This window comes from uncultured Ramlibacter sp., assembly GCF_936925435.1.
In the GTDB taxonomy this organism is placed as follows: Bacteria; Pseudomonadota; Gammaproteobacteria; order Burkholderiales; family Burkholderiaceae_C; genus Ramlibacter.
Genome location: NZ_CAKZHQ010000055.1, coordinates 1 through 21,096, shown reverse-complemented (window position 1 = coordinate 21,096; position 21,096 = coordinate 1). Strand labels below are relative to the sequence as shown.

23 protein-coding genes and 1 pseudogene are annotated in these 21,096 nt (G+C 68.1%); 6 read left to right on the top strand and 18 right to left on the bottom strand.

Annotation, left to right across the window (positions count from 1 at the left end):
• Nucleotides 1–333: pseudogene (locus Q0632_RS22175) on the bottom strand (hypothetical protein); the annotation flags it as partial.
• A gap of 196 nt (nucleotides 334–529) precedes the next feature.
• Here Q0632_RS22175 and Q0632_RS22170 point away from each other — a divergent pair.
• Both Q0632_RS22170 and Q0632_RS22165 read left to right on the top strand, forming a co-directional pair.
• Nucleotides 530–1,573: a serine hydrolase gene (locus tag Q0632_RS22170; RefSeq protein WP_298934386.1), complete on the top strand. Its 1,044-nt coding sequence runs from the start codon at nucleotides 530–532 to the stop codon at nucleotides 1,571–1,573.
• Nucleotides 1,574–1,636: 63 nt separating this feature from the next.
• Nucleotides 1,637–2,221, top strand: coding sequence for a DUF4136 domain-containing protein (locus tag Q0632_RS22165; RefSeq protein ID WP_298934383.1), 585 nt, complete (start codon nucleotides 1,637–1,639; stop codon nucleotides 2,219–2,221).
• Between the two features lie 12 nt (nucleotides 2,222–2,233).
• Here Q0632_RS22165 and Q0632_RS22160 read toward each other — a convergent pair whose 3' ends face one another.
• From Q0632_RS22160 to Q0632_RS22080, 17 genes are all read right to left on the bottom strand, one after another.
• The gene (locus Q0632_RS22160; RefSeq protein WP_298934381.1) at nucleotides 2,234–3,031 is read right to left on the bottom strand and encodes a MetQ/NlpA family ABC transporter substrate-binding protein; all 798 of its coding nucleotides are present in this window, start codon (nucleotides 3,029–3,031) and stop codon (nucleotides 2,234–2,236) included.
• 121 nt (nucleotides 3,032–3,152) lie between these two features.
• Nucleotides 3,153–3,818 carry a methionine ABC transporter permease gene (locus Q0632_RS22155; RefSeq protein ID WP_298934379.1) on the bottom strand — a complete coding sequence of 222 codons (666 nt, stop codon included), beginning with the start codon at nucleotides 3,816–3,818 and terminating at the stop codon, nucleotides 3,153–3,155.
• Nucleotides 3,808–4,848, bottom strand: a complete 1,041-nt coding sequence (locus Q0632_RS22150) for a methionine ABC transporter ATP-binding protein (RefSeq protein ID WP_298934377.1) — start codon at nucleotides 4,846–4,848, stop codon at nucleotides 3,808–3,810. Before Q0632_RS22150 ends, Q0632_RS22155 begins: the two co-directional genes overlap by 11 nt.
• A 16-nt stretch (nucleotides 4,849–4,864) precedes the next feature.
• Nucleotides 4,865–6,133 carry an N-methyl-L-tryptophan oxidase gene (gene solA / locus Q0632_RS22145; protein WP_298934375.1) on the bottom strand — a complete coding sequence of 423 codons (1,269 nt, stop codon included), beginning with the start codon at nucleotides 6,131–6,133 and terminating at the stop codon, nucleotides 4,865–4,867.
• 2 nt (nucleotides 6,134–6,135) lie between these two features.
• On the bottom strand, nucleotides 6,136–7,344 hold the full coding sequence (locus Q0632_RS22140) for an acyl-CoA dehydrogenase family protein (protein ID WP_298934373.1): 1,209 nt from the start codon (nucleotides 7,342–7,344) through the stop codon (nucleotides 6,136–6,138).
• A 2-nt stretch (nucleotides 7,345–7,346) separates the two neighbouring features.
• Nucleotides 7,347–8,318 carry a glycine betaine ABC transporter substrate-binding protein gene (locus tag Q0632_RS22135; protein ID WP_298934371.1) on the bottom strand — a complete coding sequence of 324 codons (972 nt, stop codon included), beginning with the start codon at nucleotides 8,316–8,318 and terminating at the stop codon, nucleotides 7,347–7,349.
• 25 nt (nucleotides 8,319–8,343) lie between these two features.
• Entirely contained in the window at nucleotides 8,344–9,306 is a 963-nt protein-coding gene (locus Q0632_RS22130; protein WP_298934369.1) for a sulfonate ABC transporter substrate-binding protein, read from the bottom strand.
• Nucleotides 9,303–10,280 (bottom strand): sulfonate ABC transporter substrate-binding protein, encoded by a 978-nt coding sequence (locus Q0632_RS22125; RefSeq protein WP_298934367.1) that lies wholly within the window; start codon nucleotides 10,278–10,280, stop codon nucleotides 9,303–9,305. The genes Q0632_RS22130 and Q0632_RS22125 overlap by 4 nt, the downstream gene beginning before the upstream one ends.
• A gap of 12 nt (nucleotides 10,281–10,292) precedes the next feature.
• Nucleotides 10,293–10,508, bottom strand: a complete 216-nt coding sequence (locus tag Q0632_RS22120) for a molybdopterin-binding protein (protein ID WP_298934365.1) — start codon at nucleotides 10,506–10,508, stop codon at nucleotides 10,293–10,295.
• A 99-nt stretch (nucleotides 10,509–10,607) separates the two neighbouring features.
• Nucleotides 10,608–11,405: an ATP-binding cassette domain-containing protein gene (locus Q0632_RS22115; protein ID WP_298934363.1), complete on the bottom strand. Its 798-nt coding sequence runs from the start codon at nucleotides 11,403–11,405 to the stop codon at nucleotides 10,608–10,610.
• The gene (locus Q0632_RS22110; RefSeq protein WP_298934388.1) at nucleotides 11,402–12,367 is read right to left on the bottom strand and encodes an aliphatic sulfonate ABC transporter substrate-binding protein; all 966 of its coding nucleotides are present in this window, start codon (nucleotides 12,365–12,367) and stop codon (nucleotides 11,402–11,404) included. The genes Q0632_RS22115 and Q0632_RS22110 overlap by 4 nt, the downstream gene beginning before the upstream one ends.
• A gap of 29 nt (nucleotides 12,368–12,396) precedes the next feature.
• A complete protein-coding gene (gene ssuC / locus Q0632_RS22105) occupies nucleotides 12,397–13,245 on the bottom strand; it encodes an aliphatic sulfonate ABC transporter permease SsuC (RefSeq protein ID WP_298934361.1) in 849 nt (282 codons plus the stop codon).
• An 8-nt stretch (nucleotides 13,246–13,253) separates the two neighbouring features.
• Nucleotides 13,254–14,423, bottom strand: coding sequence for an FMNH2-dependent alkanesulfonate monooxygenase (gene ssuD, locus Q0632_RS22100; RefSeq protein ID WP_298934359.1), 1,170 nt, complete (start codon nucleotides 14,421–14,423; stop codon nucleotides 13,254–13,256).
• An 18-nt stretch (nucleotides 14,424–14,441) separates the two neighbouring features.
• A complete protein-coding gene (locus tag Q0632_RS22095; protein ID WP_298934357.1) occupies nucleotides 14,442–15,428 on the bottom strand; it encodes a sulfonate ABC transporter substrate-binding protein in 987 nt (328 codons plus the stop codon).
• A gap of 9 nt (nucleotides 15,429–15,437) precedes the next feature.
• Complete coding sequence (locus tag Q0632_RS22090; RefSeq protein WP_298934355.1) at nucleotides 15,438–16,400, bottom strand: sulfonate ABC transporter substrate-binding protein; 963 nt, start codon at nucleotides 16,398–16,400, stop codon at nucleotides 15,438–15,440.
• Between the two features lie 97 nt (nucleotides 16,401–16,497).
• The gene (ssuE, locus tag Q0632_RS22085; protein WP_298934353.1) at nucleotides 16,498–17,082 is read right to left on the bottom strand and encodes an NADPH-dependent FMN reductase; all 585 of its coding nucleotides are present in this window, start codon (nucleotides 17,080–17,082) and stop codon (nucleotides 16,498–16,500) included.
• A 114-nt stretch (nucleotides 17,083–17,196) separates the two neighbouring features.
• Complete coding sequence (locus Q0632_RS22080) at nucleotides 17,197–18,210, bottom strand: sulfate ABC transporter substrate-binding protein (RefSeq protein WP_298934351.1); 1,014 nt, start codon at nucleotides 18,208–18,210, stop codon at nucleotides 17,197–17,199.
• Nucleotides 18,211–18,341: 131 nt separating this feature from the next.
• Here Q0632_RS22080 and Q0632_RS22075 point away from each other — a divergent pair, with 131 nt between their 5' ends.
• The 4 genes from Q0632_RS22075 to Q0632_RS22065 all read left to right on the top strand — a co-directional run.
• The gene (locus Q0632_RS22075; RefSeq protein ID WP_298934349.1) at nucleotides 18,342–18,614 is read left to right on the top strand and encodes an oxidative damage protection protein; all 273 of its coding nucleotides are present in this window, start codon (nucleotides 18,342–18,344) and stop codon (nucleotides 18,612–18,614) included.
• 109 nt (nucleotides 18,615–18,723) lie between these two features.
• Nucleotides 18,724–19,716, top strand: coding sequence for an FAD-dependent oxidoreductase (locus Q0632_RS22070; protein WP_298934347.1), 993 nt, complete (start codon nucleotides 18,724–18,726; stop codon nucleotides 19,714–19,716).
• The gene (locus Q0632_RS22420; RefSeq protein ID WP_367181244.1) at nucleotides 19,680–20,189 is read left to right on the top strand and encodes an FAD-dependent oxidoreductase; all 510 of its coding nucleotides are present in this window, start codon (nucleotides 19,680–19,682) and stop codon (nucleotides 20,187–20,189) included. The genes Q0632_RS22070 and Q0632_RS22420 overlap by 37 nt, the downstream gene beginning before the upstream one ends.
• 71 nt (nucleotides 20,190–20,260) lie before the next feature.
• A partial coding sequence (locus Q0632_RS22065) for a nucleoside hydrolase (protein ID WP_298934345.1) occupies nucleotides 20,261–21,096 on the top strand: 836 nt, incomplete at its 3' end.

The window sequence follows — 21,096 nt, the reverse complement described above, 5'->3', positions numbered from 1 at the left end:
CTGCTGATGGGCCTGTACGTCATCAGCAAGGTATTCAAGCGCCTGCGGCAGGCGCGCGGCGAGCCGCGCCATGTGGCCAATCTGGCGCTGGCCGGCGGCTTCCTCGACGCCGTGGGCGGCGGCGGCTGGGGGGGCCGCAGCCGCGGCTGCGCCGGCTGCGGGTGCGGCCTGTGCGGGCGAAGCGGTCGTATTGGCCGGGCCGGCAGGCTGCGTCGTCTGCTGGCGCTGCATGCCGCTGGACTTGGCGCCGCCCAGCCGCTTGGCTTGCGCGTCAAAGGCCATCGTGGTGCCCAGGGCAAGCACCAGTGCTGCCAGACCAATGATCTTTTTCATGAGGGTCTCCTTCGTGTGAAATCGAAAATGAAGGTCCGAACATACGCGCGGGAGCAAGAAGAGAAAAGCAGTGTCAGGCTGCAGTTGATTCAGGTAAAACCTTCAAGTTCAAGCACTTGCACGATGCACAGGAGTCAGAAAGTCGACGCAGGACATCCGCTTTGGGTCGCAGCGGACATCGCGCAGAATGTTGCTCATGCTGCCCTCCGCTCACCCTGCCCCGCTGCCCTGGCGCCGCCGCCTGCTACTGGGCGGAGCCGGCTTTCTCGTGGCCCGCGCCGCCGGCGCGCAAACCCCCTCCGGGCCAGCACTGACCGACGTCCTGGAGACCGGCAAGGACATCCATGCATTGCGCGCCGTCGCGGTCATGCGCGATGGCCAGTTGCTGGCCCAACGCGCGTACGGTGGCGGCTCGGTGGAAACGCTGTTCCGCATCAATTCAGCGACCAAGAGCGTCAGCGCCGTGCTGGTGGGCAGCACGATCGCCCAAGGCAAGCTGGGCGGCTTGTCCCAGACCCTGGGCGAACTCCTACCCGACGCCGCCGCCGCCAACCCCGGCTCCGCGGCCGCAGGCGTCACGCTGGGCCAGGTGCTGACCGGGACGACAGGACTGAAGTTCGACTGGATGACGGAATTTCGCGCGCTCGCCACCGCCACTGACCCCGTCCGCTATGCGTTCCAGCTGCCACGCGAGGGGCCCACCGGCGCCAGCTGGACATACAACGATGCAGCCGTTGGCCTGCTCTCGCCCATCCTGGAGCGTGCCCGCGGCATCGCTCTGACCGAGATCGCGCGACAAGACCTGTTTGGCCCGCTGGGCATCGACGCATTCGAATGGCAGCGTGACCGGGCCGGCCGGCCCACAAGCTACGCCGGCTTGCGGCTGCGTGTGGCTGACCTGGCCAAGCTGGCCTGGCTGATGGCCGACGGCGGGCAGTGGCAGGGCAAGCGCGTACTGCCCGCCGACTGGGTGGCGCAAAGCACGCGCCAGCAAGTGGGCAGGGCCTGGCCGAACCCGCCCATCACCGATGCCGGCTACGGATTCCTGTGGTTCACGGGCCGCTACAAGGACGTGCCCGTGGCCTGGGCCTGGGGCTATGGCGCCCAGTTCGCACTGGCCGCTCCCTCGCTGCGGCTCGCGGTCGCGACGGCAGCAACCGAACCGCCGCCTCAGCAGCTTCCGGCGCAGAACGCTGCGGTCGCTGGACTGGTTGCGCGCATCCTCGACGCGTTCGGCTGAACTGCACACCGCCCAGCGGTTGCGTCCTACACCAAGGCTTCGCGCGCTGCGCGAGGATGGGCCATGACCCGTTCGTACTGCCGCCACTTGCCTGGCCTGCTCATGGCCGCGATGCTCGCCGCCTGCGCGGTCCCGCCGCCGCAAGCCAGCGTTCAGGTCTTCACCCGGCCGACGCAGTTTTCGCCTGGAACCGCCTACCGCCACGAGCGCCTGCCTTCGCAGGCCTTGCGGCCTGATCAGGCCATGCTCGAAGCTGTTGCAGACACGGCGCTCACGCGCGCGGGGCTGCGGCGCGACGACACGAACCCACGTCTGGCTGTGCAGGCGACGGTGAGCCAGGATGCCGTGGCGTACGGGTCCGGGTGGGGCCCGTCATGGATGAACGTGGGTGTCGGCGGCGGCAGCTGGGGCGGCGGCGGCGTGGGGGTCGGGCTGAGCTTTCCGGTCGGCGGCAGTGTCGCCTACCCGGTGCAGCGCGTGGACCTTGTGCTGCGCGACCTGACCAATGGCCAGGTGGTGTTCCAGTCGCAGGCCAGCAGCAACTCGGGGGCGGGCGCCGCCCTCCTGCTGCAGGAGGCTCTGCGCGACTTCCCCAACCTGCCGCCAGGCACGCGGCTGGTGCCCCTTCCGAGGCCAGCCGCGTACTGACGCCTCGCGGCCTTAGAAGCCCGCGACCACCGAGCCCTTGAACTCGGTCAGGACGAACTTGCGCACCTCGTCCGAGTGGTAGGCCTTGACGATCTTGGCGACCCAGGGCTTGTCCTTGTCCTGCTCGCGCACGGCCAGCAGATTCACGTACGGGCTCTTGGCGCTCTCTTGCGCGATGGCGTCCTTGCCCGGGTTCAGGCCGGCCGACAGCGCATAGTTGGTATTGATGGCCGAGGCATCGAGGTCGTCCAGGGTGCGCGGCAGCTGGGCGGCGTCGACCTCGACGAATTTGATCTTCTTGGGGTTGTCGATCACGTCCAGCGGCGTGGCCTTCAGGCCGGCTTCGGGCTTGAGCTTGATCAGGCCCTGGTCCTGCAGCACCAGCAGCACGCGGCCGCCGTTGGTGGGGTCGTTGGGGATGCCCACGCGCGCGCCCTCCTTCAGGTCCTTCAGGCTCTTGACCTTCTTGGAATAGATGCCGATGGGGAAGTTGACGGTGTAGCCCACAGGCACGATCTTGTAGCCGCGGTCCTTGACCTGCTGGTCCAGGTAGGGCTTGTGCTGGTAGCTGTTGGCGTCCAGGTCGCCAGCGGCCAGGGCGGCGTTGGGCTGGATGTAGTCGCTGAACTCGACGATCTGGATCTTCAGGCCGTCCTTCTCGGCGATCTTCTTGACCTGCTCGAAGATTTGGGCGTGCGGGCCGGCGGTGACGCCGATCTTGAGCGGCTTGTCCTGGGCCAGCAGACCGGTGGAGAACGCAGCGGCGATGGACAGAGCCACAGCCGAGCGGAGGAGATTGCGTTTGTTCATGGTGAGTTTCCTTGGCAAAAAGAGGTGAAATTGAAAGCGGGGGCACCCGCGGAACCGGCTTTGCCGTGCCGCTGGGTGCGCCCCCTTGAGGGGGAGGCGCCGTAGGCGCTTCGGGGGGGAGTCATCTATGGCTGAGCCGCCGCACGGCCCAATCGCCGGCGCTTTGCACGGCCTGCACGAAGAGCACGAGGACGACAACGACGGCCAGCATCACCTCGGGCAGGAAGCGCTGGTAGCCGTAGCGGATGCCCAGGTCGCCCAGGCCGCCGCCGCCGATGGCGCCGGCCATCGCGGAGTAGCCCGTCAGGCTCACCAGGGTGATGGTCAGGCCGGCGACGATGCCCGGCAGGGCCTCGGGCAGCAGCACCTTGTAGACGATCTGCCAGGTGCTCGCGCCCATGGCCAGAGCCGCCTCGATCAGGCCGTTGTCCACTTCGCGCAAGGACGTCTCCACCAGGCGCGCGACAAAGGGCGCGGCGGCGATGGTCAGCGGCACGACGGCGGCCGCCGTGCCGATGGACGAGCCGGCCAGCAGGCGCGTCAGCGGGATGATGGCCACCAGCAGGATGATGAAAGGCGTGGAGCGCACGGCATTGACCACGCCACCCACGATCTTGTTGGCGGCGCCATTCTCCAGCACGCCGCCACGGTCCGACAGGCGCAGATAGACGCCCAGCGGGATGCCCAGCAGCGCGCCGATGGCGCCGCTGATGCCCACCATCACCAGGGTCTCGCCCAGGGAGCTGGCAAACAGCTCCAGCAGGGCCGGGGTGAAGCTATCGAACATGGTTGACCTCCTGCACGCGCACGCCCGCCAGGCGCAAATGGTCCACCGCGGCCTGCAGGGCGTCGCGCGCGCCGCGCACGAAGACCGCCAGCGAGCCGAAGGGCCGGCCCTGGATCTCGTCGACCTGGCCGTGCAGGATGTTCAGGTCCAGCCCGAAGCGGCGGATCACGTCCGACAGCAGCGGCCCTTCCGATTCATCTCCGCTGAAGGCCAGGCGCAGAAGGCGGCCCGGCGCCGGGTCCACCGCCATCAGGTAGCGGATGCGGGCGATCACGCTCTCGGGAAGTTCTTGCGGCATCAGGTCGTCGATCAGGCTGCGCGTGATCGCCTCACGCGGATGGGTGAAGACGTCGATGACGGCGCCCTGCTCCACCACGCGGCCGGCGTCGAGCACGGCGACGCGGTCGGCGATCTGCTTGATCACCTGCATCTGGTGGGTGATGAGCACGACGGTCAGGCCGAAGTCCTTGTTGATCTGGCGCAGCAGGGCCAGGATGGAGCGCGTGGTCTCCGGGTCCAGCGCCGAGGTGGCCTCGTCCGAAAGCAGCACCTTGGGCTGGCTGGCCAGTGCGCGGGCGATGCCCACGCGCTGCTTTTGCCCGCCCGAGATCTGCGCCGGGTAGCGGTCGGCCAGGGCCGACAGGCCGACCAGGTCCAGCAGGTCGTCGACGCGCTTCTTGATGTCATCGGGCCGGGTGCCGGCCAACTCCAGCGGCAGGGCCACGTTGCCGTAGACCGTGCGGGATGAGAGCAGGTTGAAGTGCTGGAAGACCAGGCCGATCTGGCGCCGCGCAGCGCGCAGCTCGCGCTCGGGCAGGGCCGACAGCTCCTGGCCACCCACGATCACCTTGCCAGCGCTGGGCCGGTTCAGCAGGTTGATGGTGCGCACCAGCGAGCTCTTGCCGGCCCCGCTCTTGCCGATGACGCCGAAGATTTCGCCGGGCTTGATCTTCAGGTCGATGCCGCGCAGGGCCTCGACCGGGCCGCCGGGCCCGGGATAGGACTGGTGGATGCCTTGCAGTTCGATCATCGTTGGAGGTGCTTGTTCATTGCGGCGCGATTGTCCCGGTCACAGCGCCCGATGGGAACGAAGGAATTTCTTTTTGCTTATCCGCATAAGCATGTGCGGCCAGCCTGGCATGGCGGAACGCCGACAGGTCCACCGTCGGCGTGCGGCCCAGCACGCGTTCGGCCAGCGCCTCGCCCACGGCCGCGGAATGCTTGAAGCCATGGCCCGAGCAGGCCGAGGCCAGATGCACACCAGGCCATTGCGGCAGCTCGTCCAGCACGAAGTTGCTGTCGGGCGTGACGGTGTACATGCAGGCCCGCGACTGCAGCGGCGGCGCGCGCGGGATGTCGAAGCGCCCCTGCACCCGGCTGCCATGCATGGCCAGCCCTTCGACTTGGCTCACCTCGCGCTCCAGCGTGGCGGGCGTGGTGGACAGGCTGTACTGCTCGGTCGCCACCTTCAGCGCCAGCGGCCCCGGCCCCACCGCCGGGAAGCCGTACATGTAGTCTTCCTGCGCATCGCCGAACTTCCAGATGAAGACCGGGAACTTGCCGGGCGCGAAGGCCGGCGTGCCGGCGCCCGCGTCGAACCAGTGCATCACCTGGCGATGCACGCTGAAGCTGGCGGACCAGGCGTGGCCCAAGCTGTCGCGCAGCAGCTGCCCGATCCAGGGGCCGGCCGCCAGCACCAGCTGCGCGGCCACATGCGTGGCCCGGTCGGTGCGCACCTGCCAGCCACCGGCGTGGGGCTCCAGGTCCAGCACGCGCTCGCCGGTGCGCAGCTGCGCGCCCAGCACCCCGGCCAGCCGCAGCTGGGCCTCGATGGCCGCTTCCGGCCGCACGAAGCCGGCTTGCGGCTCCCAGTAGCCGAGCTCGTCCCCACGCAGGCGGAACTGCGGATAGCGTCGGGCGATGCCGGCCGCATCGAGCACCTCGTGCGCGATGCCGTGGCGCTGCGCGCAGGCGATGGTGCGGCGGACGAAGTCGGGCTTGCCGTGGTGGGCGGCCACGGCGTCGCGCGGCCCCAGGATCAGGCCGGCCGTGGTCGTCATGATGTCCAGCCCGGTGGCGGACTCCAGCTCGCGCCAGATCTGGTGCGAGCGGTGCACCAGGGGCACATAGGCATCGCCCTCGCCCACCGCCAGCCGCGTGATGCGCGTGAGGCCGTGCGAAGAACCCAGGTCGTGCGGCGGCTGGTACTGGTCGATGCCCAGCACCCGGGCGCCGCGGCGCGCGGCCTGGTACAGGGTGGCGGCGCCGACGGCGCCCAGGCCCACCACGATGGCGTCGTATGCGTGCGCGGCCATGCTCAGGAATACAGCGATGCGGGCGGAAACACGCCTTCCAGCGCATGGCGGCCGATGTCGCGCAGCTTGTAGTCCACCGGGTCGTGCAGGGTGTGCGTGCGCGCATTGCGCCAGAACCGGTCCAGGCCCAGCGATGCGCGGGTGGCCCGCGCGCCGGCCACGTCGAACACGCCTTCGCCGGTCGCAAGCGCAGCGCGGTGCGCCAGCACCTTGGCCCGGGCCACCTCCACCGCCAGCGCGCCGCGCTGCGCGGCCTGCAACGCAGCGCCCTGCTGCCAGGCCTGTTCCAGCCCGGCGATGGCCTGGCGCGCCACCGCGTCCGCGGCCGCGATCGCAACGTCCATTTCGGCATAGCGGTGGATGATGTAGGGGTCGTCGGCGGCGCGGCTCACGCCGGCGGCATGCCAGGGCCGCGCCTCGTGCAAGGTATAGCCCCGCGCCTGCCGCAGCGCGCCCTCGGCGATGCCGATGTACAGCGTCACCAGCACCAGCTGAGCGACCAGGCCGCGCAGGCTGAGGAAGGGCGTGGGCTCGCCCGGCGGCGGGCGCAGCAATTCATGGGGTTCCACGCGCACCTGGTCGAACTGCACGCTGCCGCTGTCGGTCTGGCGCTGGCCCACCGGGTCCCAGTCCTCGTTCACGGTGATGCCCTGGCGGGCGGTGGGCAGCACGGCAAACAAGCGCTGGCCGGACTCGGCCAGCACGGCGCTGGTCAGCACCACGTCGGAGCCTCGCGTGCCCGAGCAGAAGCCCTTCACGCCGTCGAGCCGCCAGCCTTCGCCGTCTGCGCGGATCGCCAGCCGGGGATCGGCCGGGTTGGCCGCATTGCCCCACCACCAGCGGTGCAGCACGGTCTGGCCGAACCAGTGCGCCACCTGCTCGGGCGTGCCGTAGGACTGCACACCCGAGAGCTGCAGGTACTGGAAGGCCAGCAGGTGGGCCATGGCGCTGTCCACCTGCGCCAGCCTCCGTACCGTCGCCAGCGCCTGCGGCCAGGAAGCGCCGCCGCCGCCAAAGCGCGCGGGGATGGTCAGCGTGAGCAGGCCCGCAGCGCGAATCCACTCCTTGGCCTGCGCGGCATGGCCGCCCTGGCGGTCACGCTCGGCCGCGCTGCCGTCCAGGCGGGCCAGCAGGTCATCGGGCACATGGCCGGGTCCGTGTTGCGCGCCCTGCCCTGCGGCCCCGGGCGCGCCGCTGGAAAAATCCGCCATCGTCAGACCAGGCTGAGTTTGCTGAACAGATCGCCCACCTGCACCGGGGCCGGGATCAGCTTGAGGCTGGCAAAGGCATCGCCCAGGCGTTGCTGGTCGGCCGCGATCTCGGGGCTGAGCGCCACCAGGCCGTACTGGCGCCGCTCGGTGGCCAGCGCCAGCACCTTGGGGTCCACGCCCAGCTGCGGCGCCAGCAGGTCCACCAGCGGCCGCGGGTTGCTGTTGGCCCACTGGTTGGCGGACTTCAGCTCGCTGAACAGCACGCGCAGATTGGCCTCCTGGGCCTGGGCCGTGGCCGGCAAGGCGAAGTGGTAGGTGCGGTTGGTGGTGTAGCCCTTGCCATCGAACAGCAGGCGCGAATCCGTCCCCAGCTGGGCGCTGGCCAGGAAGGGGTCCCACAGGCCCACAGCGTCCACGCGGCCCGACTGGTAGGCGGCGATGTGGTCGGCCGCCGTCACCAGGTACACCGGCTCAATGTCGGTCCAGCCCAGGCCGGCCGATTCCAGCGCGCGGATCAGCGCGTACTGGATGTTGTAGCCGCGGCCGATGGCGATCTTGCGGCCCTTGAGGTCGCGCACCGACTGGATGGCGGAAGCACGCGGCACCAGCAGGCCCAGCCCGCCTGGGTAGGGGCTCTCGGCGGCCAGGTAGTGCAGGCCCTTGCCCGACGCCTGCTGGAAGATGCCGATGGCATCGGCCGCATGGCCCACGTCGATGGCGCCCACCGTGAGCGCCTCCGCCACCTGGCTGCCACCGGCGAACTCCTTCCATTCCACCTGCACGCCAGCCGGCGCCAGCGCCTTCTCCAGCTTGCCCGTGCCCTTGAGGATGTTGAGCGTGTTGAATTTCTGGAAGCCGATGCGCAGCTGCCTGGGGCGGGACTGGGCGAACAGGGGTGCAGCGGCGGACAGGGCCGCGGCGGACAGGGCGGCCCGCACCACGCTGCGGCGGGACAGGGAAAGCTTGTGGTTCATGGTGTTCATGGGGGTGGCATCCGTCTCAGCCCTGGGCCGTCGGCGCCGCGTCCAGCACATTGATCTTTTTCGGGATCAGGCCGAGTGCGGCAAAGGTGTCGGCGATCTGCTGCTGCTCGGCCAGAATCGCCTTGGTGATCGGACCTGTGCCGTAGGCCGAGCGGGCCACGGACACGTCGACCACCGCCTTGGGGATGCCCCACAGCGTCGCCAGCTCGGTCGCCAGCTCGCCCTTGTTGGCCGTGCCCCAGATGTCGATCTTGTTGATCTCCTCGATGACGATGCGCAGCACGTCCTGGTTCTTGGCCGCGTAGTCCAGCGACGAGAAATAGTAGGCGCGGTTGTTCACCACGCCCTTGCCGTCGGCCAGGATGCGCGCCTCCAGCGTGCGCTCGGCGGCGGCCAGGAAGGGATCCCAGATCACCCAGGCATCGACCGAACCCTTTTCGAAAGCGGCGCGGGCGTCGGCCGGCGGCAGGAAGACCGCTTGCACGTCGCCGTAGGCCAGGCCGGCTTTCTCCAGCAGCTTGACCAGGAAGTAATGGACATTGCTGCCCTTGTTGAGCGCAACTTTCTTGCCCTTGAGGTCGGCCACGGTCTTGATGGCCGAGCCCTTGGCCACCAGCACGGCTTCGGCGGACGGGCGCGGCACGGTGGCCGCCACATAGGCCAGCGGCGCGCCGGCGGCCTGGGCAAAGATGGGCGGCGCCTCGCCGACGTCGCCGAAGTCGATCGAGCCCACGTTCAGCGCCTCCAGCTGCACCGGGCCGGCGGTGAACTCCACCCACTTGAGGGACACACCCAAGGGCGCCAGGCGCTTTTCCAGCGTGCCACGGCCCTTGAGCAGGCTGAGGAACCCCTTCTGGTGGCCCACACGGAGTTGCCGGGCGGTTTGTGCCTGCAGGATGGACGGTGCTGCCGCGAGGGCGGCGGCGGACACACCGGTGAGCAGCAGCTCGCGGCGCTTGCGGAAAATGCTGGTGTTCATTGCTGCGCCTTCCACGATGCTTCGCGCACCGAAATCGCCTTGGGGATGAGCTTGAGCTCGAAGAAGGTGTCGGCGATCTTCTGCTGCTCGGCGATCACGGCATCGGTGACCGGCTGCACGTTGAATTCGTAGCGGCGCAGGGCCTGCTCCACCACGTCCACCGGCAGGCCTTGCAGCGGCGCGATGATGGCCGCCGCCTGCTGCAGGTTCTTCTTGAGCCAGATGCCCTGGGTCACCGAGTCCTCGAACAGGGCCTGGATGACCTTGGGGTTCTTGGCCACGAAGCCGCGCTCACCCAGGTAGTACAGGTAGTTGTTGGCCACGCCGCCCGTGCCATCGGCCAGGATGCGCGCGCCCGTGCCTTTCTCGGCCGCCGACTGGAAGGGCTCCCAGATCACCCAGGCGTCGACCGCCTTGCTCTCGAAGGCGGCACGGCCGTCGGCCGGCGCCAGGTAGACCGGCGAAACGTCGCTGATCTTCAGGCCGTTTTTCTCCAGCTGGCGCACCAGCAGGTAGTGCACGTTGCTGCCCTTGTTCAGGGCGACCTTCTTGCCCTTGAGGTCGGCGACCGACTTGATGGGCGAATCCTTGAGCACCAGAATCGCCTCGGCGCGCGGTGCCGCCGGGTCATGGCCGATGTAGACAAATTTGGCGCCGGCCGCCTGGGCAAAGATGGGCGGGGCCTCGCCGACATGGCCGACGTCGACCGCGCCCACATTCAGGCCTTCCAGCAGCTGCGGACCGGCGGGGAACTCCACCCACTTCACGCTCACGCCCAGCGGCGCCAGCTTCTTGTCCAGCGTGCCCTGGGCTTTTTGCAGCACGAACAGGCTGGCGGACTTCTGGTAGCCCACGCGCAGTTCCTTGCTCTGGGCTTTGGCCACCGGCAGCAGCAGCAGGCTGGTGGCCAGCAGCGCGGCGGACAGGACGGCCAGGCCGGTGCCGGCGCGGCGCAACAGGGTGGAGACGGTCATGGCAGGTCCCTCTTACAGCTTGGCCAGCGACACTTCGGTCGCCTTGACCAGGGCCACGACCTCGACGCCCGGCTTGAGCTGCAGGTCATCGACGGAACGGGTGGTGATGACCGAGGTGACGATGCCCCAGGGGGTCTCGACGTCCACTTCCGAGACGACGTCGCCGCGGATGACCTGCTTGACCTTGCCCTTGAACTGGTTACGGACGTTGATGGCTTGAATCGACATGGTGCTTCCCTTTGGTGTGAATGAAATGATTGCTACGTTTTCAATAGCGCTGCAGGTCCGAAGGTCGGGGGCTACAGGCTGTTTTGACTCTGAATTTGGCTAAACGGCCCAACGCAGGGCATGGGCCGGCGTGCCCGGCCAGTGCGGGTCGGCTGGCACCTCGGCGGCCGGCCGCTGCAGCACCCGGTCCAGGATGCGCTGCTCCAGCGCGGCAAAGGCCGGGTCGCCGTGGTGGCGCGGCCGCGCCAGGTTGATGCGCTCGTCCAGCGCGATGCGGCCGTCCTCGATCAGGATCACGCGGTCGGCCAGGGCCACCGCCTCCTGCACGTCGTGGGTGACCAGCAGCGCGGTGAAGCCGCTGCGCTGCCACAGGCCTTCGATCAGCTGGTGCATCTCGATGCGGGTCAGCGCGTCCAGCGCGCCCAGGGGCTCGTCCAGCAGCAGCAGGCGCGGGTTGTGCACCAGGGCACGCGCCAAGGAGACGCGCTGGCGCTGGCCACCCGAGAGCTTGGCCGGCCAGTCGGCTCCGCGGTCGCCCAGGCCCACCTGGGCCAGCACGTTCTCGGCGGCGACACGCTTGTCCTTGGGCAGGCCCAGCGCGACGTTGTCGATGACGCGGCGCCAGGGCAGCAGGCGCGAGTCCTGGAACATGATGCGGGTGTCGTCGGACAGGCCGTTGACATCCTTGGTGTCGATGCGCAGCGTGCCGTCGCTGGCCTGCTCCAGGCCGGCGACCAGGCGCAGCAAGGTGCTCTTGCCGCAGCCGCTGCGCCCGACGATGGCGACGAACTCGCCCGGCTCGATGGTCAGGCGCGCATTGCGCAGCACATCGCGCGCGCCGTAGCGTTTGCCCAGATTGGCGGCCTCGACCCGCACGCCTTGCGTGGAATCGCTCATGCTGCGGCTCCCGGCTTGAACAGCACCACGTCCTGGGCATTGACCTTCTTGGGCAGCAGCTTCTCGGCCAGAAAGACGTCGGCGATCTTCTGCTGCTCGGCCAGCGCGGCCTGCAGCACCGGGCGCACCTCGTAGCTGCGCCGGCTGTTGGCCTGCTCGATGGTGGCAGCGTCCAGACCCCAGGCCGTCGCCAGCAGGGCCGCAGCGTCCTTGGGACTGGCCTTGACCCACTGGCCGGCCTTCTTCAGCTCGGTGTAGACGCGGTCCAGCACCTCGGGCCGGGCCTTGGCGAAAGCCCGCGAGGCCAGGTAGTAGCGCTGGTAGGAGGCCAGGTCGCGGCCATCGGCCAGCACGCGCACCGGCGACTGGGCCTGCACGGCGGCCAGGAAGGGGTCCCAGATCACCCAGGCGTCGACCGCGCCCTTTTCAAAGGCGGCGCGGCCGTCGGCCGGTGCCAGGTAGGCCGGCTCGATGTCCTTCAAGCTCAAGCCGGCTTGCGCCAGCGCGGCGATCAGCAGGTAATGCACGCCCGCGCCCTTGGCGAAGGCCACCTTCTTGCCCTTGAGATCGGCCACCTTCTTCAAGGGCGAATCGGCCTTGACGACGATGGCCTGGGCCGAGGGCGACGGCGCTTCCTGGGCCACATAGGTCAGCTCGGCGCCTGCAGCTTGCGCGAACACCGGCACCGTGTCGGCGACGTCGGCACTGAAGTCCACGTTGCCCACGTTGAGCGACTCCAGCAGTGGCAGGCCATTGGCGAACTCGTGCCAGCTGATCTTGACGTTCAAGGGCGCCAGCTGCTGCTCCAGCGTGCCGCGGATCTTCAGCACGGTGATCAGGGTGGACGACTTCTGGTAGCCGATGCGCAGCGTGGCCGGCGCCGCGCCCTGGGCGCGGGCGCCGGTGGCGGCCAGGGCCAGCAAAGCGGCCGTCGCGGTGCGGCGCGAGATGGTGTGCGCGATTTTGCTCATGGTGTGTCCTTGGGGTGGGTTCAGTGCTGGTAGCCCGGGTGCCAGCGCAGCCAGTAGCGCTCCAGCGCGCGGGCAAAGACGTCGGCCAGCTTGCCCAGCAGGGCGTACAGCAGGATGCCGACCAGCACCACGTCGGTCTGCAGGAATTCGCGGGCGTTCATGGTCAGGTAGCCGATGCCCGACTGCGCCGAGATGGTCTCGGCCACGATCAGGATCACCCACATCAGGCCCAGCGAGAAGCGCAGGCCGACCAGGATGGACGAAAGCGCGCCCGGCAGGATGATCTGGCGGTACAGCTGCCAGCGGCCCAGACCGTAGGTGCGGCCCATCTCGATCAGGCCGGGGTCGACGTTGCGGATGCCGTGGAAGGTGTTCAGGTAGATGGGGAAGAACACCGACACCGAGATCAGGAAGAGCTTGGCCGTCTCGTCAATGCCGAACCAGAGGATGACCAGCGGGATCAAGGCCAGGGCCGGAATGTTGCGCACCATCTGGATGCTGGAGTCCAGCAGGGTCTCGGCCAGACGCAGCGAGCCGGTCAGCAGGCCCAGGGCCAGGCCCAGGCCGCCGCCGATGGCCAGGCCGGCCAGGGCGCGGCCGGCACTGACCTTGACGTGGGTCCACAGTTCGCCCGACACGGCCAGGGTCCAGGCGGCTTTCACCACCTCGTTGGGGGCCGGCAGCACGCGGGTGGACAGCCAGCCGAAGGAGGATGCGGCCTGCCACAGCGTGATCAGGGCGATGGGCACCAGCCAGGGCAGCAGCCGCGTGGCTATGGCGCGCAGGAATCCCGCCAGGCCGGCGCCGATGGGTTCTTGCGGCTCGTCGGCAATCGCCGTGACCTGCAGTTCGCGTGTTTGGGTGTTCATGGTGGTCTTCAGCTTTGCGAGGCCTGGGCGCGCGGCACATAGTTATTGCCCACGACTTCGCCGAAGGGGCCGGTCAGGCTGCCGCCACCCAGCTTCTCGCGCACGCCCAGGGGCAGCAGCGGGAACACCAGTTCGGCAAAGCGGTAGGCTTCTTCCAGGTGCGGGTAGCCTGAGAGCACAAAGGTGTCCAGGCCCAGCTCGGCGTACTCGGTGATGCGCGCCGCCACCGTCTTGGCGTCGCCGACCAGGGCCGTGCCCGCGCCGCCGCGCACCAGGCCGACGCCGGCCCAGAGATTGGGGCTGATCTCCAGGTCGGCGCGCGTGCGCTTCTTGCCGCCGGCGTGCAGGGCCGCCATGCGGCGCTGGCCTTCCGAGTCCATGCGCGAGAACGCGGCCTGGGCGCGGATGACGGTGTCGTCGTCCAGGCGGCTGATCAGGCTGTCGGCCGCGGCCCAGGCCTCGTCTTCGGTCTCGCGCACGATGACGTGCAGGCGGATACCGAACTTCACCGTGCGGCCATTGCGGGCAGCGCGCTCGCGCACGTCGGCCACCTTCTTGGCGACGTCGGCGGGCGGCTCGCCCCAGGTCAGGTAGGTCTCCACCTGTTCGGCGGCCAGCTCGTGGGCGGCGGCCGAGGAGCCACCGAAATACACCGGCGGGTGCGGCTTTTGCACCGGCGGGTAAAGCAGCTTGGCGCCCTTGACGCTCAGGTGCTTGCCCTCGTAGTCGAAGCTCTGGCCCTCATGGCTGCGCGCCAGGACCTCGCGCCAGATGCGGATGAACTCGGCCGACTGCTCGTAGCGCGCCGCGTGGTCCAGGAAGACGCCGTCGCCTTCCAGCTCGGTCTGGTCGCCGCCGGTCACCAGGTTGACCAGCAGGCGCCCGCCCGAGAGCCTGTCGAAGGTGGCGGCCATGCGCGCGGCCAGCGCGGGCTGGTGCAGGCCGGGCCGCACGGCGACCAGGAACTTCAGTTTGGTCGTCACCGCCAGCAGGCTGGAGGCCACGACCCAGGGGTCTTCGCAGGAGCGGCCGGTGGGGATGAGCACGCCTTCGTAGCCCAGGGTGTCGGCGGCCTGCGCCACCTGCTTGAGGTAGTCGAGGTTGACCTCGCGCGCGCCCTCGCCTGTGCCCAGGTAGCGGCTGTCGCCGTGGGTGGGGATGAACCAGAAGACCTGCATGCTTCGCTCCTTGTGGACTTATTTGGCGTTCTCAGGCCGCCAGACGACCTCGGAGACCCGAACCTGTCTGGGGATCAGCCCCAGCTTGAAAAACGAATCGGCGACGCGCTGCTGGTCGGCCACGGTCTGGGCCGACAGCGGGCCCACCGGCGAGCGCGGGCGGCGCTGGATGAACAGGCTGACCACGCCGGCGTCCAGGCCGCTGAAGTCCGACACCAGCTTGATGGCGGCGGGCCGGTTCTCCTGCACCAGGCGGTCGGCGCGGGTGAGTTCCTCGTACAGCACGGCCAGCACATCGGCGTGCTGGTTGGCAAACGGCCGCGAGGCCAGGTAGAAAGAGTTGTTGCTGGACAGGTCGCGGCCAGTGGCCAGGGCGCGCGGCTTCAAAGCCAGCTCGGTCGCCGCATAGAAGGGGTCCCAGATGGCCCAGGCGTCCACGGCCTTGCGCTCGAAGGCGGCGCGCGCATCGGCAGGCGCCAGGTAGATGGGCTGGATGTCGCTCCACTGCAGGCCGGCTTTTTCCACCGCACGCACCAGCAGGTAGTGGGCGCTCGAGCCTTTTTGCAGCGCGATCTTCTTGCCCTTGAGGCCGGCCAGGGTCTTGATCGGCGAGTCGTTGGGGACCAGCACGGCGGAGCTGTCGGGCTTGGGCGGCTCGGCGCCCACATAGAGCAGGTCCTTGCCAGCGGCCTGGGCAAAGACCGGCGGCGAGTCGCCCGTCAGGCCGAACTCCAGGCTGCCCACGGCCAGGGCTTCGAGCAGCTGCGGGCCGGCGGGGAATTCAATCCACTGCACCTTGGCGTTGGGGAAACGCTTTTCCAGCGTGCCCTGCTGCTTGATGATGACCAGGTTGACCGCGGCCTTCTGGTAGCCAATGCGCAGTTGCTGCAGGGGCTGCGCGCTCTGGGCTTGCGCGCCCACGCCCCAGGCAGCGACGGCGGCGGCCAGGATGGCCAGCATGCGGCGGCGCAGCGTGGACCGTTCGGATGTCTTGGTGGTGTCCATGGCGCTGCCTTACTGGCTGGCTTTCCAGGAGGCTTCGCGCACGGCGATGGCCTTGGGGATCAGCTTGAGGCCGGCAAAGGTGTCGGCGATCGTCTGTTGTTGCGCGATGACGGCATCGGTCAGCGGCTGCACGTTGAACTCATAGCGGCGCAGGCTCAGTTCGGTCACGTCCACCTGCAGGCCCTGCAGGGGCGCAATCAGTTCGGCGGCCTGGCGCAGATTGGCCTTGACCCACTTGCCCTTTTCCACCGAGTCTTCGAACACGGCCTTGATCACCTGCGGGTTCTTCTCGACGAAGCCGCGCTCGCCCAGGTAGAACTGGTAGTTGTTGGCCACGCCACCGCTGCCGTCGGCCAGCACGCGGGCGCCGATCTGCTTTTCGGCGGCGGCGGTGAAGGGGTCCCAGATCACCCAGGCTTCGACGGCCTTGCTCTCGAAGGCGGCGCGAGCGTCGGCCGGAGCCAGGTAGACCGGCTGGATGTCATTGAGGCTCAGGCCATTCTTCTCGAGCAGGCGCACCAGCAGGTAGTGCACGTTGCTGCCCTTGTTGAGCGCGACCTTCTTGCCCTTGAGCTCGACCACCGACTTGATGGCCGAGTCCTTGCGCACCACGATGGCCTCGGCCAGCGGAGCGGCCGGGTCGTGGCCGATGTAATAGAACTTCGCGCCGGCGGCCTGGGCAAAGATGGGCGGCGCTTCGCCGACGAAGCCGAAGTCCACAGCGCCCACGTTCAGGCCTTCCAGCAGTTGCGGACCGGCCGGGAACTCCACCCACTTCACGTTGAAGCCCAGGGGCGCGAGCTTCTTTTCCAGGCTGCCCTGGGCTTTTTGCAGCACCAGCAGGCTGGCGCCCTTCTGGAAGCCGATGCGGAAGTCGCCTTTGGCCTGGGCCAGCGCGGACGCGGCCGGCAAGGCCAATGCAAGGGTGGCGAGCAGGGGCGCGAGCCAGCGGGAGAGTCGGTGCGTCTTCATGGAAAGTCCTTTCGGTGGCCCGGCCGGCAAGGCTGCGCCCTGCCGCCCTGCCGGCGGTTGTTCAAATTCGAAACGGGAAATGGAGGAAGCTCGGGGGCTAGACGCTACATCGCACGCGCGAGAAGGCGATGGGTTCGAAACCGGTGACTGCCGGCAGGCGCAGGCCCTCGTGGACCAGGTTGGCGACGGCCTCGTCCAGCCGCTGGGCGATGTCCAGGCCCAGGTGGTGCGCGCCCTCGGGCGTGAGCGTGACCTGCGAATCGGTGGCGTAGATGCCGGGCAGGATGTGGCGGGCCGCCAGCGACTGCAGCACCGGCCGCAGTGCGTAGTCCAGCGCCAGCATGTGGTTGGGGCTGCCGCCAGTGGCCAGGGGCAGCACGGTCTTGTTCTTCAGCGCCGTCTGCGGCAAGAGATCAAGGAAGACCTTGAGCACGCCGCTGTAGGCCGCCTTGTAGACCGGCGTGGCCACCACGATGACCGTGGCCCGCGCCACCTGGTCGATGGCAGCCGCCACCGTGCGGTGCCCCGTGTCGGCCAGCAGCAGGGCCTGCGGCGACAGGTCACGGATGTGCAGCCGTTCGATGGTGACGCCCCGCGCCGCCAGGCGCTGGGCCACCGAGTCGAGCAAGGCCGCGGACCGCGAACGCTCCGAGGGACTACCTGCAATGAGAAGGACCGACATGCAAATCCGTTTAAAAAAGAGACGTGACTGTTCCAGGGCCACCGTGGATCCGGCTCTGCCGGTCCACTGGTGGCGCCCCCTGGGCGGAGGCGGCCGCCAGGCCGCTTCGGGGGGTTACTTTTTCGTGTAGATCTGGTCGAAGCTTGCGTTGTCTGCGAAGTGTTCCTTGTCGGCCTTGGCCCAGCCGCCGAAAGCCTGGTCGATGGTGAACAGGTTCAGCTTGGGGAACTGCTTGGCGTACTTGGCAATGGCTTTTTGCGAGACGGCCGGACGGTAGAAGTTCTTGCCGGCGATGTCCTGGCCTTCCTCGGAGTACAGGTACTTCAGGTACTCCTCGGCCACGGCGCGCGTGCCCTTCTTGTCCACGTTCTTGTCGACCACGGCCACGGCCGGCTCGGCCAGGATGGAGATGGAGGGCGCGACCACGTCGAACTTGGCGCCGAATTCCTTTTCCAGCAGGTAGGCCTCGTTTTCCCAGGCGATCAGCACGTCGCCCTGGCCGCGCTGGGCAAAGGTGATGGTGGAGCCGCGCGCGCCAGTGTCCAGAATGGACACGTTGCCGTACAGCTTGGCGACGAATTCCTTGGCCTTGGCATCGCTGCCGTACTTGCGTTTGGCGAACTCCCAGGCGGCCAGGTAGTTCCAACGAGCCCCGCCCGAGGTCTTGGGATTGGGCGTGATGACCTTGATGTCTGGACGGATCAGATCATCCCAGTCCTTGATGTTCTTGGGATTGCCTTCACGCACAGCCAACACGATGGTTGAGGTGTAAGGCGATGAGTTGTGGGGCAGGCGTTTTTGCCAGTCGGCAGGAATCCAGCCGCCGTTTTTGTGCAAGGCATCGATGTCGCCTGCCAAGGCCAGCGTCACCACATCCGCATCCAGACCGTCAATCACCGAACGCGCCTGCTTGCCCGAGCCGCCGTGCGATTGTTTGATGGTCACGTCCTTGCCGGTTTTGGCTTTCCAATACTTGCCGAACGCCGCGTTGATGTCCACATACAACTCCCGTGTCGGGTCATACGACACGTTCAGCAAGGTCTGCGTTGACTGGGCATACGTGGCCAAAGACGCCCCTACCAGGGCGAGGGCAGCAGAAAGCTTGATAAAGTTGCGGCGTTGCGTCATGTCGTGTCCTTTTCCAAATCGAGGTGTGAATAGCGATGGAAAGGATTCTGTTGAAACATGATCAAAACTGGAACGAATAAGATTTCAGTTGCTTATTCTGAAAACATCTAAGTAATTGAAAGAGGCTCACAATGGCACGTATGGTGAACTGCATCAAATTGGGCAAGGAAGCCGAGGGGCTGGACTTCCCCCCCTACCCGGGTGAACTGGGCAAACGCATCTGGGAGAGCGTGAGCAAGGAGGCTTGGGCCGCCTGGCTCAAGCACCAGACCATGCTGGTGAACGAAAACCGGCTGAACCTGGCTGATGCCAGGGCCCGCCAATACCTGGCACGCCAGATGGAAAACCACTTTTTCGGCTCAGGCGCCGACCAGGCCCAGGGCTACGTGCCCCCCAGCGCCTGAGTAGGACGCGCTGGCGCCTGACTCCGTGACACCCCAGGCATCAGCCCCCCAGGCCGTGCTTCAAGCCGGCCAACAACCTCAGGCCTGGGCTCAGCAACATGCCTGGCGCGTGCTGGACACCGGCTTTGACGCCCTGCGCTTCCTGCGTCTGTGGCACGCTTGGCAACAGGACCCTGGGCGCCCACAGGTCTTGCATGTGGTCGCCCTCAGCACCGAAGTGCCGTCGTTGGCCGCCTTGACCGCACAAGCATCCGCTGACCTGGCTTATCTGACGCAGGAACTGGCTCCGGCTTGGCACGGCTTTCTGCCGGGTTTTCACCGCCTTTCGCTGGCACAAGGACAGCTCCAGTTGACCTTGTGTGTGGGCGAGCGGCAAGCGCTGCTGCGGGAACAGCAGTTTGCCGCCGACAGCGTGGTGCTCGACACCCACAGCGCCTGGGACCGCTGGAGCCTCAAAGCCCTCACGCGCTGCTGCCGCCGCGGCACGGTGTTGACCTGGACCCCGACATTGGACAGCACACTGGCCGAGCAGCTCAGGCACAACGGGTTTGCGCTTGACGCCGGGTCGGCCCGTTTCAGCCCTCATTGGCAGCTCAAAACCAACCGCGACGTATTGCGCACGCAGGCTGCGCCGCTGGGCTCGTGCGCGGTTGTTGGCGCCGGCCTGGCAGGTGCCAGTGTGGCCGCCGCATTGGCCCGACGCGGCTGGCAGGTGCAGGTCCTGGAGGCGGCCCAGACCCCGGCTGCCGGCGCGTCCGGCCTGCCGGTCGGTTTGGCGGTGCCGCATGTTTCGGTGGACGACAGCCCCCGTTCGCGGCTGTCACGCGCCGGCCTGCGCTTGACGTTGACAGAGGTTCGGCGCTTGCTGCACCAGAACCAGGACTGGGGCCTCAGCGGTGTGCTGGAGCGGCGCCTGGACAGCCAGGCTGGCGGTCGACCCGCAGCGCAGCGCCGACCCGCAGCTGGCCATCGCCCAGGCGCAGCAGTACGCCCGCGACCTGGCCGCGCTGATGACCCGCGCCCGCCCCCCCGCAGCCCGCGCCGCCGCCCGGTGATGAACTCAGCTTGCCTCCGTTCCCGGTCAATGGCCACGGCAGCCTGATTCCGGCCGTTCCCACCGACGAAGGTTGGGCTTGGTATGCCGGCGCCACCTACGAGGCGGCGCACCTTCCCCCCGCCACTGGCGCCGAGCACCACCTTAGCAATCGCGACAAATTGAGCACCCTGCTGCCGGCAGCAGCGCAGACCCTGGCGCCTTGTTTTGAGGCCCCTGCCGCACGCGGCTGGGGCAATACACGCTGTGTCAGCCTGGACCGCCTGCCCTTGGTGGGTCCGCTGGAAGAGGGGGAACACCCCAGCCTGTGGCTCAGCGCAGCGATGGGCTCACGCGGCCTGACTTTTGCCCTGCTCTGCGCCGAACTGCTCGCGGCGCGACTGGGCGCAGAACCCTGGCCCATCGAAGCCAGTTTGGCACGCAGCCTGCATGCCCGCCGCCGGCGGACGGGCTCACCACCGGCCGCCCCGGCGCAACCCACCGCCGAACCAGCGGCGCCTGAGCCCAGCCCTTCCACGTAAAGCAGTAAGCTAGGCAGCCATCCGGCCCGTCTTTGCCAACTATCACACCACCGTCAGGAGATCATGCCGCCATGCGCCCGCACCATCGCATCATCCTCGATGCCGACCCCGGCATTGATGACGCCATGGCTCTGTATTTCACGCTGGCGCAGCCCCAGCTTGAGCTGCTGGGTATCACGGCCACCTTCGGCAACGTCTCGGCGTCTCAAGCGGCGCGCAATGCCATCTACCTGTGTGCGCTTGCAGGTCGGCAGATCCCGGTCTGCGAAGGGGTCAACACGCCCACACGCAACAAGCCTGTGCGCCCGGCACCCGAGATCCAGGGGGCGGACGGTCTGGGGGATCTGCCCGAGCGCCTGCGCCTGGCCTACGCACCCGACGAACGTTCGGCCGCACGTTTTATCGTTGACCAGGCTCACGCCCATCCCGGCGAGGTCACCCTGGTGGCGCTGGGCCCCCTGACCAACCTGAGCCTGGCCCTGCGGCTGGAACCCCGACTGCCCGAATTGCTTCAGCAAGTCATTGTGGTCGGCGGCAGCATCAGCGCGCCGGGCAACGTCTCTCCTGTGGCGGAATCGAACGCCTGGCATGACCCCCATGCCGCCGACCACATCTTCACCGCAGGGTTTGCCCTGACCCTGCTGGGCCTGGACGTCACCCAGCAGATGGTCCTGCCTGTGTCTGTGCTGGAGCGCATCGCCGCCCAGCAGCCGCACCCCGCCACCGAGACCTTGCTGCATGCGGCCCGCTTCAGTGCGCTGTACCAGAGCACGCTGGAGCCTGAACGGGCACCAGCTTGTTACGCCCACGACCTGCTGGGGCCGATGTACCTGGTGCAGCCGGAGCTGTTCACGATGGCCAGCGGCCGGGTGCGGGTCGTGACCGAGGGGCTGGCAGAAGGACAGAC

Coding starts and splice junctions, on each gene's coding strand:
- Q0632_RS22095 (WP_298934357.1), bottom strand. CDS start 15,428: ATGGACACCACCAAGACATCCGAACGGTCCACGCTGCGCCGCCGCATG.
- Q0632_RS22080 (WP_298934351.1), bottom strand. CDS start 18,210: ATGACGCAACGCCGCAACTTTATCAAGCTTTCTGCTGCCCTCGCCCTG.
- Q0632_RS22090 (WP_298934355.1), bottom strand. CDS start 16,400: ATGAAGACGCACCGACTCTCCCGCTGGCTCGCGCCCCTGCTCGCCACC.
- solA (WP_298934375.1), bottom strand. CDS start 6,133: ATGGCCGCGCACGCATACGACGCCATCGTGGTGGGCCTGGGCGCCGTC.
- Q0632_RS22135 (WP_298934371.1), bottom strand. CDS start 8,318: ATGAACCACAAGCTTTCCCTGTCCCGCCGCAGCGTGGTGCGGGCCGCC.
- Q0632_RS22115 (WP_298934363.1), bottom strand. CDS start 11,405: ATGAGCGATTCCACGCAAGGCGTGCGGGTCGAGGCCGCCAATCTGGGC.
- Q0632_RS22170 (WP_298934386.1), top strand. CDS start 530: ATGCTGCCCTCCGCTCACCCTGCCCCGCTGCCCTGGCGCCGCCGCCTG.
- Q0632_RS22075 (WP_298934349.1), top strand. CDS start 18,342: ATGGCACGTATGGTGAACTGCATCAAATTGGGCAAGGAAGCCGAGGGG.
- Q0632_RS22150 (WP_298934377.1), bottom strand. CDS start 4,848: ATGATCGAACTGCAAGGCATCCACCAGTCCTATCCCGGGCCCGGCGGC.
- Q0632_RS22155 (WP_298934379.1), bottom strand. CDS start 3,818: ATGTTCGATAGCTTCACCCCGGCCCTGCTGGAGCTGTTTGCCAGCTCC.
- Q0632_RS22130 (WP_298934369.1), bottom strand. CDS start 9,306: ATGAACACCAGCATTTTCCGCAAGCGCCGCGAGCTGCTGCTCACCGGT.
- Q0632_RS22140 (WP_298934373.1), bottom strand. CDS start 7,344: ATGGCGGATTTTTCCAGCGGCGCGCCCGGGGCCGCAGGGCAGGGCGCG.
- Q0632_RS22120 (WP_298934365.1), bottom strand. CDS start 10,508: ATGTCGATTCAAGCCATCAACGTCCGTAACCAGTTCAAGGGCAAGGTC.
- ssuE (WP_298934353.1), bottom strand. CDS start 17,082: ATGTCGGTCCTTCTCATTGCAGGTAGTCCCTCGGAGCGTTCGCGGTCC.
- ssuC (WP_298934361.1), bottom strand. CDS start 13,245: ATGAACACCCAAACACGCGAACTGCAGGTCACGGCGATTGCCGACGAG.
- ssuD (WP_298934359.1), bottom strand. CDS start 14,423: ATGCAGGTCTTCTGGTTCATCCCCACCCACGGCGACAGCCGCTACCTG.
- Q0632_RS22125 (WP_298934367.1), bottom strand. CDS start 10,280: ATGACCGTCTCCACCCTGTTGCGCCGCGCCGGCACCGGCCTGGCCGTC.
- Q0632_RS22165 (WP_298934383.1), top strand. CDS start 1,637: ATGACCCGTTCGTACTGCCGCCACTTGCCTGGCCTGCTCATGGCCGCG.
- Q0632_RS22160 (WP_298934381.1), bottom strand. CDS start 3,031: ATGAACAAACGCAATCTCCTCCGCTCGGCTGTGGCTCTGTCCATCGCC.